The 14,209-nt window shown below is 61.3% G+C and carries 15 protein-coding genes; 9 read left to right on the top strand and 6 right to left on the bottom strand.

Features of this window, described 5'->3' with window-relative positions; translation table 11 throughout:
* Positions 1-9 precede the first annotated feature (9 nt).
* Positions 10-801, top strand: a complete 792-nt coding sequence (locus EI291_RS00465; RefSeq protein WP_125417307.1) for an SDR family oxidoreductase — start codon at positions 10-12, stop codon at positions 799-801.
* Positions 802-880: 79 nt separating this feature from the next.
* Here EI291_RS00465 and EI291_RS00460 read toward each other — a convergent pair whose 3' ends face one another.
* Together EI291_RS00460 and EI291_RS00455 are read right to left on the bottom strand one after the other, a co-directional pair.
* Positions 881-1,756, bottom strand: coding sequence for an ATP-grasp domain-containing protein (locus EI291_RS00460; protein WP_125417306.1), 876 nt, complete (start codon positions 1,754-1,756; stop codon positions 881-883).
* Positions 1,757-1,930: 174 nt separating this feature from the next.
* Positions 1,931-3,241, bottom strand: coding sequence for an amidohydrolase (locus EI291_RS00455; RefSeq protein ID WP_125417305.1), 1,311 nt, complete (start codon positions 3,239-3,241; stop codon positions 1,931-1,933).
* Between the two features lie 162 nt (positions 3,242-3,403).
* Here EI291_RS00455 and EI291_RS00450 point away from each other — a divergent pair, with 162 nt between their 5' ends.
* Positions 3,404-4,057 (top strand): phosphatase PAP2-related protein, encoded by a 654-nt coding sequence (locus tag EI291_RS00450; protein ID WP_125417304.1) that lies wholly within the window; start codon positions 3,404-3,406, stop codon positions 4,055-4,057.
* Positions 4,058-4,282: 225 nt separating this feature from the next.
* Here the strand turns inward: EI291_RS00450 and EI291_RS00445 are convergent, their stop codons facing one another.
* Together EI291_RS00445 and EI291_RS00440 are read right to left on the bottom strand one after the other, a co-directional pair.
* Entirely contained in the window at positions 4,283-5,065 is a 783-nt protein-coding gene (locus EI291_RS00445; RefSeq protein WP_125417303.1) for an SDR family NAD(P)-dependent oxidoreductase, read from the bottom strand.
* A gap of 91 nt (positions 5,066-5,156) precedes the next feature.
* Complete coding sequence (locus EI291_RS00440) at positions 5,157-5,972, bottom strand: phytanoyl-CoA dioxygenase family protein (protein ID WP_125417302.1); 816 nt, start codon at positions 5,970-5,972, stop codon at positions 5,157-5,159.
* Between the two features lie 228 nt (positions 5,973-6,200).
* Here EI291_RS00440 and EI291_RS00435 point away from each other — a divergent pair, with 228 nt between their 5' ends.
* The 6 genes from EI291_RS00435 to EI291_RS00410 all read left to right on the top strand — a co-directional run bounded on the left by EI291_RS00435 (position 6,201) and on the right by EI291_RS00410 (position 10,846).
* Entirely contained in the window at positions 6,201-6,980 is a 780-nt protein-coding gene (locus tag EI291_RS00435) for a WG repeat-containing protein (protein ID WP_125417301.1), read from the top strand.
* Between the two features lie 96 nt (positions 6,981-7,076).
* Positions 7,077-7,487: a hypothetical protein gene (locus EI291_RS00430; RefSeq protein ID WP_125417300.1), complete on the top strand. Its 411-nt coding sequence runs from the start codon at positions 7,077-7,079 to the stop codon at positions 7,485-7,487.
* Positions 7,488-7,547: 60 nt separating this feature from the next.
* Positions 7,548-7,838 (top strand): energy transducer TonB, encoded by a 291-nt coding sequence (locus EI291_RS00425; RefSeq protein ID WP_240635353.1) that lies wholly within the window; start codon positions 7,548-7,550, stop codon positions 7,836-7,838.
* The gene (locus EI291_RS00420) at positions 7,831-8,334 is read left to right on the top strand and encodes an energy transducer TonB (RefSeq protein ID WP_125417298.1); all 504 of its coding nucleotides are present in this window, start codon (positions 7,831-7,833) and stop codon (positions 8,332-8,334) included. Before EI291_RS00425 ends, EI291_RS00420 begins: the two co-directional genes overlap by 8 nt.
* A gap of 61 nt (positions 8,335-8,395) precedes the next feature.
* On the top strand, positions 8,396-9,952 hold the full coding sequence (locus EI291_RS00415; protein WP_205701548.1) for a hydroxymethylglutaryl-CoA reductase: 1,557 nt from the start codon (positions 8,396-8,398) through the stop codon (positions 9,950-9,952).
* A 72-nt stretch (positions 9,953-10,024) separates the two neighbouring features.
* Positions 10,025-10,846, top strand: coding sequence for a hypothetical protein (locus EI291_RS00410; protein ID WP_125417297.1), 822 nt, complete (start codon positions 10,025-10,027; stop codon positions 10,844-10,846).
* Between the two features lie 135 nt (positions 10,847-10,981).
* Here the strand turns inward: EI291_RS00410 and EI291_RS00405 are convergent, their stop codons facing one another.
* Together EI291_RS00405 and EI291_RS00400 are read right to left on the bottom strand one after the other, a co-directional pair.
* A complete protein-coding gene (locus EI291_RS00405; protein ID WP_125417296.1) occupies positions 10,982-11,512 on the bottom strand; it encodes a hypothetical protein in 531 nt (176 codons plus the stop codon).
* Between the two features lie 179 nt (positions 11,513-11,691).
* Positions 11,692-12,900 (bottom strand): homogentisate 1,2-dioxygenase, encoded by a 1,209-nt coding sequence (locus tag EI291_RS00400; protein WP_125417295.1) that lies wholly within the window; start codon positions 12,898-12,900, stop codon positions 11,692-11,694.
* Positions 12,901-13,098: 198 nt separating this feature from the next.
* Here EI291_RS00400 and EI291_RS00395 point away from each other — a divergent pair, with 198 nt between their 5' ends.
* Positions 13,099-14,085, top strand: a complete 987-nt coding sequence (locus EI291_RS00395) for a transglutaminase-like domain-containing protein (RefSeq protein ID WP_125417294.1) — start codon at positions 13,099-13,101, stop codon at positions 14,083-14,085.
* Positions 14,086-14,209 lie beyond the last annotated feature (124 nt).

Here is a 14,209-nt window from a genome sequence, read left to right as displayed (position 1 = left end):
TTTGCCTTCATGGAGTCTTCATCTTTCTTACCCAACAACGCACGCTGGAGCCTGCAGGGCCAGACGGCAATAGTTACCGGAGCTTCTAAAGGAATTGGTGCCGCCGTAGCGGCTGAGCTGCTGCAGTTTGGAGCCAGCGTACTGGCCGTAGCGCGCACGGCCCCGGAGCTGGAGCAACAAGTAACACAGTGGCAACAACAGGGCCTAGATGCCCACGCGCTGGCCGCCGACGTCAGCACGCCGGAGGGCCGGGCGCGGGTGCAGGAGGCCGCGCAACAGCGCTGGCCGCAGCTGCATATCCTCGTAAACAACGTGGGAACCAACATCCGCAAGCCCACAACCAGCTACGCGCCCGAGGAATATCAGCAGCTGCTGGCCACTAACCTGGAGTCGGCGTGGGAACTGAGCCGGGGCGTGCAGCCGCTGTTGGCGGCTTCGGGGGCTGGCAGTATTGTCAATATCTCGTCGGTGGCCGGGCTCACGCACGTGCGCACCGGCTCCATCTACGGCATGACGAAGGCCGCTTTGGTGCAGCTCACGCGCAATCTGGCCGTGGAATGGGCCGGGCAGGGCATTCGGGTAAACTGCGTGGCCCCGTGGTACATCCGCACGCCGCTGGCGGCCGGGGTGCTGCAGAATGAGGCCTATCTGCAGGAAGTGCTGAGCCGTACGCCCGCCGGCCGAATCGGGGAGCCGGAGGAAGTGGCCGCTGCCGTAGCCTTCCTGTGCCTGCCCGCTGCCGCCTACATCACCGGCCAAACCCTGGCCGTGGACGGCGGCTTCACAGTGAATGGGTTTTAGGTGGTGAAATGGCGAGATGGTGAGTTTACAGTTCTCTCGGACCTAATGGCACAAGTAGAACGGCAAACTCACCATCTCACTATTTCACCATTTCCCGCAAAGCAGCTTCGTAACGGGGCAGGGCCTGCGGGTCGGAGGCGAAGTAGAGGAAGGGCTCGATGAGCTCCAGCTCCATCAGCAGCAGCTCGCCGTGCTGGTCCACGCCATCCACGCGGGCGTAGAGGCAGCCTGCGGCAAAGCGCTGCACGATGTCGTCGGCAGCGCGGCGCAGGTGAGCGGGGGCTTCCCGGGTTTCGATGCCGCCGCCCAGGTAGTGCTGCACCCGGAAGTCGCCGGCTTTGGGGGTTTTGAGTACGCAGTGGCTGAACTGCCCGCCGTAGTACAGTAACGACCACTCGCCTTCTTCCTGAATGCGAGGCAGGAAGGGCTGGGCCAGAAAATCCTCCTGGGCCAGCAGCTCCGTGAGCTGGGGCTGGCGCACGGCAGTTTCCTGCCGGGTGAGCACGAAGGTGTTTTTGGCCCCGCCGCTCACGGCAGGCTTGATTACCAGCTTTTCCTGGTTCATTTCCCGCAGCAGTTGGGCGGCATCCACGGCCTGGCCGCGGGGCAGCAGGCAGGTGGGCACGATGCGCACCCCGGCCTGCTCCATTTCCAGCAGGTACTTTTTATCGGCGTTCCAGCGGATGGTGGCAGCGGGGTTGAGCATGCGCACGCCCAGCTGCTGCATGCGGTCCAGCCACTCGTAAAACTCCGCCACCCGGTCGAAATAATCCCAGGGCGACTTCACCACTACCACATCGTAGCGCAGCCAGTCCACGGCCGGGTTGCTCCAGATGCGGGGCTCCACGGTGTGGCCCTGCGCGCGCAGGTAGCGGGTCAGCAGGCTGTCCTCATCATCGACGTTGGGAGCAGCGTACTGGGCCAGGCTTTCGCAGGTAACGAGGGCAATATTCATCACAGATGTAAACGGATTCAGCGGATTTCACGGATTCGGGTACACTTACAGAGTACCCGAATGGGCTACTAGACGATAACGGGCCGCTGAGGTTGCGCCTGGCGGCCGTTGGCGGGACGTGAAGCGGAGCATTCCAAATCCGCGTAATCCGATGAATTCGTCTAAATCCGTGATTTACTTTTTGGCGGCGGCCAGGTAATCGGTAGCCAGCGTTACCAGAGTGCGCACGCCCAGGGTCAGGCCGCTTTCATCCACGAAGAAGCCGGCGGTGTGGTGCGGGGCGGTATCGGCGGGGTCCTTGCCCTTGGGCATGCCGCCCACAAACACAAACACCCCGGGCACTTTTTCCTGGTAGAAAGCAAAGTCCTCGGCCCCGGTCACTGCTTTTTGCACGCTCACGTTGGCGGCCCCGGCGGCCCGGTTCAGGCTGGGTACCATCTGGGCGGTCAGGCGCGGTTCGTTGTAGGTGATGGGGGCGTAGTTGACGATGTCCACTTCGGCGGTGGCCCCGGCGCTTTCGGCAATGTTAGTGGCGGTGCGGCGCACGGCGGCCCACACGTTCTGCTGCATTTCCTTGTTGAGGCAGCGGATGGTACCGGTCAGCTCCACTTGCTCCGGAATGATGTTATTGCGCACGCCGCCGTGCACCATGCCCACCGTCAGCACCACCGCGTCCTCCGTGAGCTGCGACTGACGGCTGACAATGGTTTGCAGCCCCATGATAATCTGGGCGGCGGTTACCACGGGGTCCACCGCCAGCCAGGGGTACGCCCCGTGCGCCGATTTACCCTTCACCTTGATGTTGAACACATCCGAGGAAGCCATTTCGCCGCCGGGGCGGTAGCTGAGCTTGCCCACTTCCGTCTGGGCCTGAATGTGCAGCCCGAAGATGGCGTCCACCTTCGGGTTCTGCAGCACGCCCTCCTTCACCATGAGGCGGGCCCCGCCTTCCTGGCCCGGCAGGGAGCCTTCCTCGGCGGGCTGGAAAATGAACTTCACGGTGCCGGCCAGCTCCTGGCGCATCTGCACCAGCACTTCGGCCGCGCCCAGCAGCATGGCCACGTGGGTGTCGTGCCCGCAGGCGTGCATCACGCCCACTTCCTGGCCGTTGTACTGCGCCCGGGTCTTGGAGGCGAAGGGCAGGTTGTTGCTTTCCGTGACGGGCAGACCATCCATATCGGCGCGCAGGGCCACTACCGGGCCGGGCTTGCCGCCTTTCAGCAACGCCACCACGCCGGTGCGGGCCACGCCGGTTTGCACTTCCAGACCCAGCTTGCGCAGGTGCTCGGCTACCAGCGCGGCGGTGCGGGTTTCCTGGTTGCCCAACTCGGGGTGCTCATGGATGTCGCGCCGCCAGGCCACCACTTTGACTTCCTGCTGCTGCGAGAGTTTGGCAATGCGCTCCGTCAGGGCCGTATTCTGAGCGAAGGCGGAGGTGGTGGTAATGGCGGCAGCTGCCAGAGCAGTCAGATAACGAAGGGTCATAGAAGCAGAGAAACGCGGATACGAAACCGCCGCCAGCGGGCGACTCACTGGCCAAGGTAAGTCCCAACCGGCCGGAACAAAAACAACAGCCCGGCAAAGTTGCTTTCAGCGACGGCTCCCGTTTTCCGGTGCTTCTTTGCGCAGCTATCTCCCTTCCGGCTCATGACCTTACCTGACCTTACCTGGCCTGCGGCCTGGCACCGCCCGGCTTTCCGGGGGCAGCTGGGCGCGGTGGTGGTGCTGCTACTGCTGCTGACCAGCCAGCTGCCGCGCTACTTTGCCTGGGTGCAGGCCCGCCCCGGCCGCACCCTCCCCGACCCGCTACTGGCCGCCCTGCCCGCCCACGATGTTTCGGGACTGACGTTTGCGGTGATTTATCTAGGCATCGGGTTGGGCGTGACCGTGCTGCTGCCCCGGCCGCTGCGGCTGCTACGGGCGCTGTGGGCGTACCTGGGGCTGCACCTGCTGCGCTGCCTCACGCTGTATCTGCTGCCGCTGGAGCCGCCGCCGGGCCTGGTGCTCCTGCGCGACCCGCTGGTGGACCAGCTGATTTACGCCGCCCCCGCCCCCATCACCAAAGACCTGTTTTTTTCGGGCCACACCGCCACGCTGCTGCTGCTGGCTCTGGCCGTGCCGGTCGGCTGGCGACGGTGGGGGCTGCTGGCGGGCACCGTGGCTATTGGCACGCTGGTACTCGTGCAGCACGCGCATTACACGTATGATGTACTGGCCGCTCCGCTGTTTGTGGGGCTGGCGTGGTGGCTGAGCGGGGCGGCCGTGGGGAGAACATTATTCCGAGCGAAGGCGCAGCCGTAGTCGAGAAATCTCGCGTGCTGATGTTGTTGAAAAAACCGTCAGGCTAAGGCGCAGCGGAAGCATCTAGTGTGCTGACCCTGCTGCATTAGCCCAGGGTTGAAACCTTGGGCTACGGAGTGATGGTAGTTGGATTAGCGTTACAACATCAGCACGCGAGATTCCTCGACTTCGCTCCGCTACGTTCGGAATGACGGGCGTTTTTTCCCTCATTCCTCCATCATCACTTTACTTCAGATGCTTCTCGTAGATGCCGGCGGCAATGCGCTCCGTCAGGCTTTTCGGGACGAAGCTGGTGAGTGTGGCGGAAACCTTGTTGAGGGCTCCGGGAATCAGCTCGGCCTCCCCGGCCAGCAGGGCAGCAATGCCGGCCTGGGCCACCTGGGTGGGCGTCATGGAAACCTTATTGGCGGTGGCCTGCAGCTCGGCGTTCATACCGGCCCGGCCCGCAAAATCGGTGGTGGTAGCGCCGGGGCTCAGGCAGGTTACCGAAACGGCGGTGTCGCGCAGCTCGTAGCGCAGGCCCCGGCTGAAGCTGAGCAAAAACGCCTTGCTGGCCGCGTAGAGCGTGAGCGTAGGCACGGCCTGGTAGGCGGCGGTGCTGGCTACATTCAGAATGTAGGCTTTGGGCTGACGGCGCAGTACCGGTAGCAGGGCATGAGTGAGGGCCACCGGCAGGTGCATATTCAGCTGCAGCATGTTCTGCTGCTCGGACAGGCTCAGCTCCTCAAACCGCCCCCAGAGGCCGTAGCCCGCGTTATTCACCAGCACGGCCAGCTCGGTGGTCTGGGCCGTGGCCCAGGCAGCCAGCTGCTCCGCCGCGCCCGATGCGGCCAGATCCAGGGGCAACACCTGCGCCGCGCGGCCCAGCTTGCGCACTTCTGCCGCTACCTCGTTCAGCTGGTCTTCGGAGCGGGCCGTGAGTAGCACATCATAGCCAAGGCGGGCCAGCTCCAGGGCCATTGCTCGCCCAATCCCGCGTGACGCGCCCGTAATCAGTGCTGTTTTCATGTAGTAGTGCTTAGGTATTAGGGCTTAGTGCTCAGAGACTGGGCTTAGGCAGCGCTGAACAACCTAAGCACTAAGCCCTAATATCTAAGCACTATTTAACCAGGTGTAAGAACCGCAGATAGAACGGCGTGGGGCTGTTTTCGTGCTTGGGCTCGTACTTGCCGGCAATAATGGGCACGTACATCACCCGGCGGCGCGAGGCCTCCCCCACCAGCGGCGACTGGGCCACGCGGTGCCACATGCGGCCGTCATGGACGGTCAGGTCGCCGGGCTCGGTTTCCACGGCTACTTCGTGCTCGTCGGGGCCTACGTCTTTGTAGTATTTCTTGCGGAAAAGAATGTCGCGCAGGCCCTGGCGGTGGGTGCCGGGTATCAGGCGCAGGCCGCCGTTGGTGGCGGGCGTGCCATCGAGGTGCACGCCCACGTTCAGCATCGGCCCGATTTTCTTGCCGTAGAACACGTCCCGCAAGGAGTCGGTGTGCCAGCCCATCTGCGAGAACTCCGAGCCCGGCACGTTCACGTAGTGGTTGATGACGAGGCCATCCTTCTCATTCTCGCCCACCCGGCCGCCGGGCGCTTCCAGCAGCGGAAACAACGCCCGAAAACGCGGATCCTGCAGAAACTCGTGCAGCACGGGGCTGTGGTGGGAGGCAAAGGCGAAGCGCTGCACGATGGGCGAGCCATCTACATCCTTACCGTATTTGATGGGCACGCCGTTCACCTTTTTCACGTCGTCGGCGAGCCACTGCTGCTGCACCTGCTCGGAGGCCCGCAGCAGGCTCTGCACGGTATCAGGGGAGATAAACGCCCGAAAATGGAGAAAGCCGTGCTGGCGAAAAAAGTCCAGCTGCTCCGAAGTGAGGCTTTCGCCCAGAGTAAAGCGCGGATAGTGTGGTTGTGATGACATAAGCAGAGGCGGTTAGAAAACACGCCCATTCAGGCAGCGGCAAAGATAGTAGGTCCGGCGGGCTGCCCGTCGTTTTTGAGGAAGTGCGGCCAACCAGATGGATTACCGGCCGCAAGTTGGGGGCCGGCCGGTGAAGAACGAGTGAATCAACCGGCCGGGCCGCATTTGGTTTGCGCCGTTGTGCGTATCTTGGCAGGTATAGCCGCCGCTTCCCAACCACCGTTCCGCATGAAACGACTTCTGCTTCAGCTGCTGCTGCTGCTGGCCGGCGCGGCTTCCGTGGCACAAGCCCAAACTGCTCCTACCCGCCTGGTACCGTTCCGCCAGGGCACCCGCTGGGGCTACGCCGACCGTAGCCGCCGCTTGGTGCTGCCCGCCCGGTTTGATGAGGCCGGCCCGTTTCAGGAGGAAATTGCCTGGGTGCGGCAGGGCCAGCTGTACGGTTACATTGATGGGGGCGGCAACCCCGTAACGCCCGTGCAGTACACCCGCGCCGGCAACTTCCGCCAGGGCCGGGCCACCGTGGAGTTGAACGGCGAAACATTCGACATCGGCCCCAGCGGCCACCGCCTCACCGAGCCGGCCCCCGCCGAGCCCGAAGAAGAACCCCTGGAGCAGGGGGACGTGGTGCGCAAAGACGGTAAAGTAGGCTTCCGCTTCACGGTGGGCACAGCTTCCGTCCCGGCCATTTACGATGAAATCCGGGACAACTACAACGGGCTGCTATTCGTGCGCCAGGCCGGCAAATGGGGCGTGCTCAACGCCAAAGGTAAGCTGGTGCAGCCCCTGCAGTACGATGCCATCCGCCTCACCGGCAATCTGGTGTACCCCGTGGTGCAGCAAAACGGCCTGTTCGGCTACCTCGATGCCGAGGGCAACCACCTCACCGAAGTCCGCTACCTGCAAGCGGAGCCCTTCCTGCAGGATGTAGCCCGGGTACAAACCCCCGACGGCCGCTCCGGCTACCTCGACAGCACCGGCCACGAGTTCTGGACCGACGAACAGTAAGCGGCGCGGCCTAAAAGCGGTATATTTCAGGTAGTAGAGGCGCGAATACGTGCAGCTACATCGTTGCAGAAATATCCGCTACTCTATCCGTCCGTTATGCTGCCGTTACCCATCCTCAACGTCCGCCTTAGCGCCTGCCCCGAAGACTGGCAGCAGATGACGCCTACCGCCCAGGGCCGCCACTGCGCGCAGTGCCAGCGCACCGTCCTCGACTTCACCCAGGCCACCCAACCGAAGCTGGAAGCCGCTTTCCGCACCTCTCCCGATGGCCGGGTATGCGGGCGTTTCCAAGCGGAGCAACTGGCACCGGAACAGCCTGCCCCCTTGCCGCGCCGCGTGGCGCTGCGGCCCCGGCTGCGGAAGTTTCTGGTGGCGTTGCTGCTGGTGTGCGGGCTGGGGCTGTCGGCGCGGGAGGCGGTGGGACAAGCTTTGCTGTGTTTTAAGCCCGGGCAAAACGAGCTATTTGAGCCTCTTGCTGATGTTACAGCCGCTGCATTGGGGCTATAACCACCGTCTGCTATTGAGCACACTGCATCACTGCCTTTTGTAGGAATAGTAGTGGAACAAATGCCGGAGTTCAAAGGCGGGCGGAAAGGCGTGCTGTCCTTTTTAAAAGAGAATCTGCATTACCCCGAAGGCGCCACCTCAGAAGGAAAAGTTTTCGTCACGTTTACCGTGGCTGCTGATGGCCGGGTAAAAAACGCCAGCATTGTGAAAGGCCTGGAACCACTGCTGGACCAGGAAGTGCTGCGAGTCATTAAGCTGATGCCGGCCTGGAACCCAGGAAACCAACAAGGCCGAGCGGTGGATGTGCGTTACACTTTGCCTATAACCTTTAGCCTCACAGAAGATGAATAGGCTACTGCTATTACCGCTGACTGCGTTTCTCTGGACGCTCAGCCACCATACCGCCACTGCCCAAGCAGCTCACGTTGTACCAGATACAGCTCAACGTACAGAAGTTATTTACCGGCCAATGCGTTGGGGAGGACATATAGAGCAAATGCCTGTATTTGAAGGCGGCTACGATAATCTGTTCTGCTTTTTATATCAGAATAATAAGTTTGGTCACGCTCTGACTGGCTATCCGGCGGGGAAAGTATTCGTGGAGTTTGTAATTGATACGATAGGGCACGTCCAACAGCCGCAGGTTATTAAAACACTGCATCCGGCCCTGGACGCGGAAGCCGTACGGCTGGTGCGTCTGATGAGCGGGCGGTTCTCGCCGGGACGACAAAGCGGACGGGCTGTTGCCGTTGCGTATTCTCTGCCGATTGCATTTCCAGCCGTTGCTCCCTCTGGCCGATGGCAATTGAAACGCTGTGCTTCATCTTTTAAGACCAATACCCGTTGAGCTATCCAAAACCTTTCTATTTTCCGCTCCCGTAGAATCCTAACCCAACCTCTCCCGCCTTATGATTTTCACGCCCAGCCCCATGCTGCTTAAGCTGCTGTATACCCGCGGCAGCCTACACAATACGCCCGAGGGCGTGGCTTTCAGCATCAAAAACCGCCTCGACACCGTGCGCATTACCCGCGTGGAGGCCGTGGTACTGGATGGCAAGCGCATCGGCGTGGAAGAAATTGCCCTCGACCTGGGCGAAGGAGACGTGCGTCCCGCCACCACCTTCAACGCCGATGCCGCCGGCTTCACGCTGCCGGTGGGGCAGTCGGCCACGTTTCATTTGGCTACGGAACACCTGCCGGAGGGCCTGCATACCGTACAGGTACAGTTCTCGGCCGACCCATTCGGAGATTTGACAGTGGAGGTGGAAGATTCCATTGCCAATCTGCCGGCGCAGGGCCACAAGATTCCCCGCTCCGAGAAAGATGATTACTCCGACGAGGCCATCCGGGCGCGGCAGCGGTTTGCCGAGGAGTTTTCGGGCCAGCAGTTCCAGCACCTCAAGCAGTATTCCTTTGATGCTCACGACCTGCAGGGCAACTGCGAGCATTTTACCGGCGTAGCCCAGATTCCGGTGGGGCTGGCCGGGCCGCTGCGCGTGAACGGGGAGCACGCCCAGGGCGACTTCCTAATTCCGCTGGCCACCACCGAAGGCACGCTGGTAGCCAGCTACAACCGCGGTATTCAACTGCTGAACCTCTGCGGGGGCGTGAAGTGTACCGTTATCGGCGACGCCATGCAGCGGGCCCCGGTATTCGTGTTCGACGACGCCCGCGGGGCCCGGGATTTTGGCAAGTGGGTGGAGGAGGAAATCGACAAGATTCGGCCCGAGGCCGAAAGCACCTCCCGCGTGGCCAAGCTCCAGTACATTGATACCTACCTGGCCAACAAGTTCGCCTACCTGCGCTTCAACTTCAGCACCGGCGACGCGGCCGGTCAGAATATGGTGGGCCGGGCCACGTTTGCGGCCTGCTCCTGGATTCTGGAAAACTACAAAGGCGCACCCATCCGCCACTTCTACCTTGAAAGCAACTTCGCCACCGATAAAAAGGCTTCGCAGATCAACGTGATGCGTACCCGCGGCAAGCGGGTGGTGGCCGAGGCCGTCATCAAGCGCGACATTCTGCAGCAGCGCATGCGCGTAACGCCCGAGCAGCTGGCCTACCACGGGCAGGTGAGCAATGTGGGCGCGTTTATCTCGGGGGCCAACAACAACGGCGCGCACTCGGCCAACGGCATCACGGCCATGTTCATTGCCACCGGCCAGGATGTGGCCAACGTATCGGAATCCTCGGCCGGGGTACTTTACTCCGAAATCACCCCCGAAGGCGACCTGTACATCAGTATGACGATTCCCAGCCTGATTGTGGCCACCCATGGCGGCGGCACCGGCCTAGCCACCCAGAACGAGTTTCTGCGGCTGCTGGGCTGCGTGGGTCGCGGCACCGTCAACAAGTTCGCCGAAATAGTAGCCGGCGTGGTGCTGGCCGGCGAGTTGAGCCTAGGTTCCGCCATCAGCAGTTCCGACTGGGTAAGCTCGCACGAGCAATACGGCCGGAATCGATAACTTTGAGGTGCTCTTTAAAGCACCAGTCGCTTAACGGGAGCAAACGTCCTTTTTAGCTTCATTATTTGCTACATGCACACCATATTTCCTTTCTATAGAATACTAAAATATACTGCCGCAACGGCCACATTCCTGTTTTTCGGAACACACGTAGCCTGTAGTCAATCGGCCGGCGCGGCTATGTCGGGCGGCAGTGGAGCTGGTAGTCAGAATCCTCTGATTCAGCTGAACCGACTGCAGCGTGAAATTGACCGGACAAATCCAACTAACCGGTCGGGTCTGGAGAAGCTTACTATTGCGCCCCAACTGCTGTACTTCACGGGTGGCTGGGCAACCGGCACCGTTTCTGCCCCGGCTGCATCTCCTGCGGCGGCCGTGCAAACCATGCGGTACAATGTAGTACTGCAGCAACTGGAAATTCAGGATACCAGCCAGCCCAACGGCTTTCGGGCGCTTACCCCCGATGTGCTACCTGGCTTTAGCATCAGTGGCCCTGACCGCGCCAGCCATCAGTTTGCCGCTAAACCATATTACAACGAAGCGCATGTTCAACAGCGGTCCTTTTTTGAGGTATTGGCATCCGGTAACATACAGTTGCTTATCCTGCATGAGTTTTACATTCAGCCAGCCGAGTATGTTGCCGCTTACAATGTAGAAAGCAAGCCGGAAGAATACCGCCGCATCACCCGCCTGTTTGCCGGTACTCCAGCCAAGGAAGCCGTGTATGAGCTGGCCCTCACCAAGCAAACCGTTTTGAAGCTATTTGAAAAGGATGCTCGGACCGAACTAGCAGCTTACGCCACTACTAACCACCTCGCCTACAGCGATGTAAATGATGTGTTGAAACTGGTAACCTATTATAACAGCATGCACCCGACGAGTAGCACGCTGTAAGACGTAGTGGTACACACCGTTTATTCCCAACGAAAAGCCCCTGACGCCAAAACCAGGCATCAGGGGCTTTTCGTTATGGAGCTAAGCGACCAGGAAAGAACTGGGCAGCTCTCAACTCTTACTACCACATAGGCTCTACAGCGGGTCAGCGGTTACTTTGAAGCGGGAATCCGTACGGATGGTGATGTCGCGGCTGATGGGCTTGCGGATGAGGGCTTCCGTGGACAGGGTGTAGCTGCTGGCTTTTATGTACTTATCCAGCTTCTCCGTTGTGGGAGTGAGCTGGATGGTGTTTACGCCCGTGGGGATGTTGTCCTTGGAGGCCAGCAGAATACGGTCGTTGTTGTCGGTGCTGATGTAGAGGCTGATGCTCTGCAGGAAGTCGAAGTTTTCGGTGCTGGGGTCCGTCACGGTGAGCGTGAGGCGGTCCAGCTTCACGTCCTTCACCAGATTGGCGCTGGTATTCTCGTTTTTGAACTTCTCATCGGAGCGGGTCGGAACGGTAATGGGCGTGAGCGGCAGCACCTGCCCAATGGGAAAGTTGCTGGCAATCTTCACCGACTGCGAATCCTCGATATAAAACGTCAGCAGCTTGTCCAGTTTGTCGCAGCTGCTCAAAAAAGCCAACACCACCAGTACGGGGGCCAGAAACAGGATTTTTTTCATGGGTTTTGCAATTTGACCGAAGATACGAAGCGTCGGTTTGCGCCGGTTTGCCTGAGCCGCCAGAACACGAATTGTGCCACACGAACTTTACCAACAACTCGACCAAGCCAAAACCGGGACGCCAGCTGCCTAACGTCCCGGTTCCGGTTATCGTGTTCAGTGCCGAACTGCCGTTTCGGCTAATCCATCATATCCGCCGCGCGGGGCGGATCGGGCACGAAGCCGGGCTGCCAGCTCATGGGGTAGCGCGGGTCCACGTAGGGCAAAGCGGCTTCGGTGAGGTAGAGCGGCCGGAACGTGTCGAGCATCACGGCCAGCTCGTGGGTTTCCTTCTTGCCAATGCTGGCTTCCACGGTGCCGGGGTGCGGGCCGTGCGGGATGCCACTGGGATGCCAGGTAAACGAGGCCAGATCCACGCCCTTGCGCGACATGAAGTTGCCCGCCACGTAGTACAGAACCTCGTCGGAATCGACGTTGGAGTGGTTGTAAGGTGCCGGAATGGCCAGCGGGTGATAATCGAACAGACGCGGCACGAAGGAGCAGATAACGAAGTTATTCCCCTCGAACTGCTGGTGCACGGGTGGCGGCTGGTGGATGCGGCCGGTAATGGGCTCGAAATCGTGGATGCTGGTGGCGTAGGGGTAGAAGTAGCCGTCCCAGCCCACCACATCAAAGGGCGAGTGGCCGTACACCAGCGTGTGCAGCAGCCCGTCCTTCTTCACCCGCACCTCGTACTCGCCCGACTCGCGCACGTCATCCTCTACCAGCTCCGACGGGCCCCGGAAGTCCCGCTCACAGTAGGGCGCGTGCTCCAGCAGCTGCCCGAAGTGGTTGCGGTAGCGGCGGCAGGTCTCCACGGGGCTGAACGACTCGATGATGAGCAAACGCACCGGGCCTTCCTCGAAGTGCAGCTGGTGAATGATGGTGCGCGGAATCACCACGTAGTCGCCGGGCTCGAAGGCCAGCTTGCCCAGCTGGCTCCACAGCTTACCCCGGCCTTCGTGCACGAAAATCACCTCATCGGCCAGCGCGTTCTTGTAGTAGTAATCCATGCGCTGCTCCGTAGGGTTGCAGATGCTCATGGTCACGTCGGCGTTGCCGAGCAGCGTCTGCCGGGCCTGCAGATAGTCGCCGCCGGTGCTGGTCTGGGCCAGGGTGCGCAGGTGGGCCGGCTCCAGTGGCCGGTCTTTCAGCAGCTTGGGGGCGAAGGGCCGGGGCTCCCCCACCTTCCTGATTTCGGTGGGTGCGTGCTTATGATAGAGCAGCGACGAGACGCCGTGGAAGCCCAGCGTGCCCACCAGCTGCTCGTGGTAGAGGGAGCCGTCGGGCTGGCGGAACTGGGTATGGCGCTTGCGCGGAATCTGGCCTAAGCGTTGATAGAAGGGCATACGGGTGGAAAATTGCGGGTGGGAAACAAGCAAAGAATGCCGGGCAGTGAAGGTACAGGATTTGCCGCTGACCTCACGGTGCCCGTCCACCCAGTAAGCCTAAGGTGGATGACCGTACTTTTACGCAACGGCGGCCCCGGCAACTTTTCCGGCGCCTTTCGGCTTCTCCCGTTGCCCGGCCCCCTTTCTTCTGCTGCTATGCTCTCCTTTCTGCTCCCTCTGCTCTCGTTCTTTACCCCCGATACTCCGGCCGCGCCCGCGCCCCGCAGCCGCACGTTCACCTTCACGTACGCAGCCACCGTACCGCCCCTGCCCGCCGGCACCGACTCGGTGGAGCTGTGGCTGCCGGTGCCCCACCCCGATGCTTACCAGCAGGTCAGCGGCCTGACGGTGAAAACCACCGTGCCCTACACCGTGCGCACCGGCCAGTATGGTAACCAGCTGCTACACCTGAAAGTAGCCGCCGCACAGGCCGCCAACTTGCGGGTAGAAATGCAGCTGGAAGCCACCCGCCAGGAGCGCCTCAACCCCTACCTGACCAGCGCCGCGCCCAAAAAAGCCCGCCGCACCGAAGCTGCTGACCCCGACATGGCCCGCTGGCTCCAGCCCGACCGCCTCGTGCCGCTCGACGATAAAATCAAACAGTGGGCCCAGGAAGTTGTAACAAAAGCCCAGGCCAAAACCGACCTCGAGAAAGCCCGCGCCATCTATGAGCATGTGGTCAGCACCGTGACGTACGACAAAACCGGCCAGGGCTGGGGCCGGGGCGACATTTACTACGCCTGCGACGCCCGCCGCGGCAACTGCACCGATTTCCACGCCGTGTTCATTGGCTACTGCCGGGCCGTGGGCATTCCGGCGCGCTTCAGCATCGGCTTTCCGCTGCCGCCTGAGCGGGGGCAGGGCGAAATCAAGGGCTACCACTGCTGGGCTGAGTTCTACACGCCCACCACGGGCTGGGTACCCGTTGATGCCTCCGAAGCCGCCAAAAACCCCACCCGCCGCAACTACTTCTTCGGGGCCCACGACGAAAACCGTCTGGAGTTCACCCGGGGCCGGGATTTGGTGCTCACGCCGCGTCAGAAAAGCGCCCCGCTCAACTACTTCATCTACCCCTACGCCGAGGCTGATGGCAAACCGCTGACGGGCATTCAGCAGACGTTCCGGTTTCAGGATGTGAAGTAGGAAAAGCCATCCTTAGGCAAAAGGCCCGCAGTGCATTGCGGGCCTTTTGCGTCTGTTACGAACCTGGAACGTCATGCTGAGCTTGCCGAAGCATCTCTACCGCTTCGTTGTATGATTCAGTTAG

The sequence above is a fragment of the Hymenobacter rigui genome, assembly GCF_003944715.1.
Taxonomy (GTDB): domain Bacteria; phylum Bacteroidota; class Bacteroidia; order Cytophagales; family Hymenobacteraceae; genus Hymenobacter; species Hymenobacter rigui.
This window is presented reverse-complemented; position numbering and strand designations above follow the sequence as displayed.